This window comes from Microbacterium sp. Leaf351 (genome assembly GCF_001423825.1).
Lineage (GTDB): Bacteria > Actinomycetota > Actinomycetes > Actinomycetales > Microbacteriaceae > Microbacterium > Microbacterium ginsengisoli.
Genome location: NZ_LMPK01000015.1, coordinates 103,539 through 104,612, shown reverse-complemented (window position 1 = coordinate 104,612; position 1,074 = coordinate 103,539). Strand labels below are relative to the sequence as shown.

2 protein-coding genes are annotated in these 1,074 nt (G+C 73.6%); both read right to left on the bottom strand.

Annotated elements, in window-relative coordinates; translation table 11 throughout:
- Positions 1–402 (bottom strand): FadR/GntR family transcriptional regulator (locus tag ASG00_RS17345; protein ID WP_235559299.1); only part of this gene is annotated, 402 nt, incomplete at its 3' end.
- Positions 399–1,074 (bottom strand): aldehyde dehydrogenase family protein (locus ASG00_RS17340; RefSeq protein WP_235559291.1); only part of this gene is annotated, 676 nt, incomplete at its 5' end. The genes ASG00_RS17340 and ASG00_RS17345, both read right to left, overlap by 4 nt.

Genomic DNA, 1,074 nt, shown 5'->3' with positions numbered 1-1,074 from the left:
CGCAGCGGACATCGCGCCCTCGAGGGCCGAGCGCACGACGGCGAGCTCATCGAGCACACCCAGCGAATCGTCGTTCTCGACCATCACCGACAGCACCACCGGATCGAGCACGTTCCACGAGGTGGGGGGCTGCACGGTCGTGCCGCGACCGGGCGCGACCGAGACGAGCCCCTTCTCCTCGACGCGCTTCACCGACTCGCGGATCACCGTGCGGCTGACCCCGAAGTGCTGCGCGAGGCGCTCCTCCGGGGGCAGCGTGTCGCCGGGGGCGACCTCGCCGTTGATGACGACGCCGACGAGGTCGCGCACCACGGCGACGCCCAGACGGGCCGCCGGCAGGCGCGCGGGCGCGGAGCCGAACACGCTCGACGTCGCGCCGGAGGCGGGGCGGTCGAGGGTCATGCGCCCAGTGTAGCCAGGCGCAGAATTCCGTCCACGCGACGCGGCACGCTCGTCGTGGCGTCGCGCAGCTCGATCGGCAGCAGCGCCTCCGGGGCGTCCTGCCAGGCGAAGGGGCGCAGGAACCGCCGGATCGCCGTCACGCCGACCGAGGTGTGGAGCGTGTTCGTCGCCGGCCACGGGCCACCGTGGTGCTGACCCCACGAGACGCGCACGCCCGTCGGGTAGCCGTTGAACACGAGCCGGCCGACGCGCCGGGAGAGGTCGTCGACAAGGGGGCCCGCCGCGTCGAGCTCGTCGGGCTGTGCGTGGACAGTCGCGGTGAGAGAGTCGGGCACGGCGTCCAGGGCGGCGAGCACGTCGTCGAGCGTGTCGTACCGCACCACCACGACGAGCGGGCCGAACGCCTCCTCGGTCGCCGCCGGGGTGAGTTGCGCGGCATCGATCTCCAGCACCGCCGGGGTCGCGGTGAAACCGGTGTCGCCCACCCGCGCCGGCACCAGGGCGTGCGCGCCGCCCGCGCTGACGAGCGCGTGCTCGATGCGGAACAGCGAGGCGTGGATGCCGCCGTTGAGCAGCGGCTGGGCCGCGGCATCCTTCGCGAGACGCACGATTTCGTCGACGACCGCGTCGCCGTCCCGCGGGATGAAGACGACGCCGGGCTTCGTGCACAGC